The sequence below is a fragment of the Micromonospora sp. NPDC049580 genome (genome assembly GCF_040675595.1).
In the GTDB taxonomy this organism is placed as follows: domain Bacteria; phylum Actinomycetota; class Actinomycetes; order Mycobacteriales; family Micromonosporaceae; genus Micromonospora.
The window spans coordinates 1-2,532 of sequence record NZ_JBFAPG010000672.1; the positions used below are offsets into that span (position 1 = coordinate 1).

The window sequence follows — 2,532 nt, forward strand, 5'->3', positions numbered from 1 at the left end:
GTGCGCGTGCACCAGCTCGTGTGCCCAGGCGTGTTCCAGGGTGAAGCGGTACAGGTCGCTGAAGTACAGCGCGAACGGGTTGACCACGAAGATGGACAGCTCCACCCATCGGCCCCGCAGCCGTACCAGCGGGGTCTTCAGCTCGGCCAGCGCCGCCAGTTCGTCGGCCGACAGCGGCTGGTCGCCGAGCGCGACCTCCCAGCGGTAGTCGACGAGCGCGTCCAACCCGACGCCGGCCTCGGTGCTGGCCACCGTGCCGGGCGCGGTCCGGCTGCGGGCGCGCAGCCGAGCGCCGAGCCGCGCCGACGGACGCCGCCACCAGGAGGGCAGCAGCACCCCGAAGCCGGCGGCGTGCAGCACCGGGGCGCCCTCGCTGAGGAACCGGTGGGCGCCCTCGACGTCCAACTCCATCGCCTCGGGTGCGGCGGTGCGCAGCGCGGCGTCCAGGTCGGGCCAGAGCCGGCTGGCCCGGCCCAGCTCCGCGAGCAGGGTCTCCTGCGGGCTGGCCGTACGGTCGGCGAGACCGTCGAGCGGGTGCGCCCGCCAGACCTCCCCGGCGTCGATGTGCAGCCCCGGCTCATCGGCCGCCTGCAACCCGAACTCCAGCCGCCACCGCGCCGCCGGGGAGTCCTCGTCACCTGTCGGGCCACCGTCGGCCAGCTCACCGCCGCCCGTGCGAACAGACGCGGGCGGCGCGTCGCCCGGCAGCGGGCGGGTGGCCAGGATCGGCTCGGTGACCTCGTCGGGGGCCGGCTCCACCAGGCGGAAGCTGGCCCGGACGGCGCCGCCGGCCGCGTCGCGCTGCCAGTCGTCGAGTTCGGCGCGCAGGATGTCCAGTGCGGCCCGGTCGACGGTGAAGTCGCGGCGGGGGCCGGCGAGCGCGGCCAACCAGGCCGGCGCGGGCCCGCCGGGGCGTACTCCTCGGGCCAGCGTGGTGGTCACGAGGGCCGCTCGGGCGGCGGCGTCGGTGAGCGCGTCGAGCGCGTCCGCGACCAGCTCGGCGGCCGGCACCGCAGCAGCGGTAGCGGCAACGGCCGGCGGCGCGGTGGCAGTCCCAGCGGGGACGACGACCGGGACGGGGGCGGCGGCGCGGGCTGCGGGCGGCAGTGCCAGTGCCAGCGAGCGCGCCCAGGCGGCGTCGGTGCCGGTCAGCAGCGGACGCCAGACGGCCCGCGCAGCCACCTGGGCTGCCCGGTCTGCCACCAGCCCGGTCACGTCGACATCGGCCGACCCGGCCTGCGACGCCACGCCGGCATTCGGCGAGCCGACGGGGGCATCGACCGAGCCGGCCGTGGGGATCGGCGTGCTGACGCCGGGCAGGACCCGGCCCCGGGCCACGAGGTCGGCGGCGAAGTCGGCCAGCTCGGCGAGGTGACGCAGGGTCGCCCCGGGCACCACCGGGAGGTCGTCCAGGGCGCGCAGCAGTGCGAGGGCGTCGTCTGGGGCGTACACCAGGACGGGCACCCGCCACGCGGCGAGGGTGAGCTGGCCGCGGGCCGGGGGTGCGACGGTGGTCCGGATCAGCTCAGGTGAGTCGGTCGGCGCGCCCGCGCGGGTGGGCAGGGTGAGCAGCGCGGTGTCCGGGCGGGCCGGCTCGGCGGCGTCGGCGAGAGCCGCGACCAGGTCCGCGTGCCCGGCGGCGAAGGGATGCGGGCGCTCCCGGGGCGGCCTGCCGGGGCGGACCGGAGACGGCGGCGCGGCGCTGTCCTCGGCCCAGACCGCGAGGCCAGCGGTCGAGTCGTCGCAGGGCTTCCACAGCCCATGGATGACCAGCACCTACTCCCCCTCCGCCGCCCGCGCCCAGGATAGGCGGCCCGGGGCGACGAGCGTCAGCGCCCACCGCACGACACCCGCCGCCGACGGGTTGATCGACTCCAGGTCGGGGGTGTGGGGGTGTCCACGCCGGGCTGGGCTAGCGTCGGCACCATGGTCGATCTCCTGGTTGTCGGCGGGCTCGGGGTGGATGTGCGGGTTCGGGTGCCCGCGCTGCCGCTGCCGGCCGCCGACTCGCACACCGTCGAACCGATCGAGCTGCGGATCGGCAACACCGGCGCCGGGGTGGCGCTGGCCGGCCGGGCGCTCGGGCTGCGGGTACGGGTGGTCGACACGCTCGGCGCGGACCCGGCCGGCGATCTGGTCCGGGCGGCGCTGACCCGGGCCGCGGTGCCGGCGGTGCTGGCGCAGGACAGCGGCGGGACGCGACGGTCGGTGAACCTGGTGGACCCGGGCGGCCGGCGCACCTCGCTGTACGACCCGCGCCCGTGGCGGGGCGACCCGCCGTTCGCGCCCGCGGAGGTGGCCGAGCTGGTCGCGGACGCCCGGCACGTACACCTTTCGATCATGGACTGGGTGGTGCCGTTGCTGCCCGCCGTGCGGGCCGCGCTCCCGGCGGGCGTGTCGCTCTCCACCGACCTGCACGACTGGGACGGCACGAACCCCTACCACCGGCCGTTCGCCGAGGTCGCCGACCTGGTCCTGGTCAGCGGGGTGCGGCTGCGCCAGCGTGCCGGCGAGGGCCGCGGCCCGCTCGCC

The 2,532-nt window shown here is 77.5% G+C and carries 2 protein-coding genes; one reads left to right on the plus strand and one right to left on the minus strand.

What is annotated here, in order from left to right; all coding sequences use genetic code 11:
* A partial coding sequence (locus tag AB0J68_RS30820; RefSeq protein ID WP_363942243.1) for an SNF2 helicase-associated domain-containing protein occupies window positions 1-1,776 on the minus strand: 1,776 nt, incomplete at its 3' end.
* A 150-nt stretch (window positions 1,777-1,926) separates the two neighbouring features.
* Here AB0J68_RS30820 and AB0J68_RS30825 point away from each other — a divergent pair.
* A partial coding sequence (locus AB0J68_RS30825; protein ID WP_363942246.1) for a carbohydrate kinase family protein occupies window positions 1,927-2,532 on the plus strand: 606 nt, incomplete at its 3' end.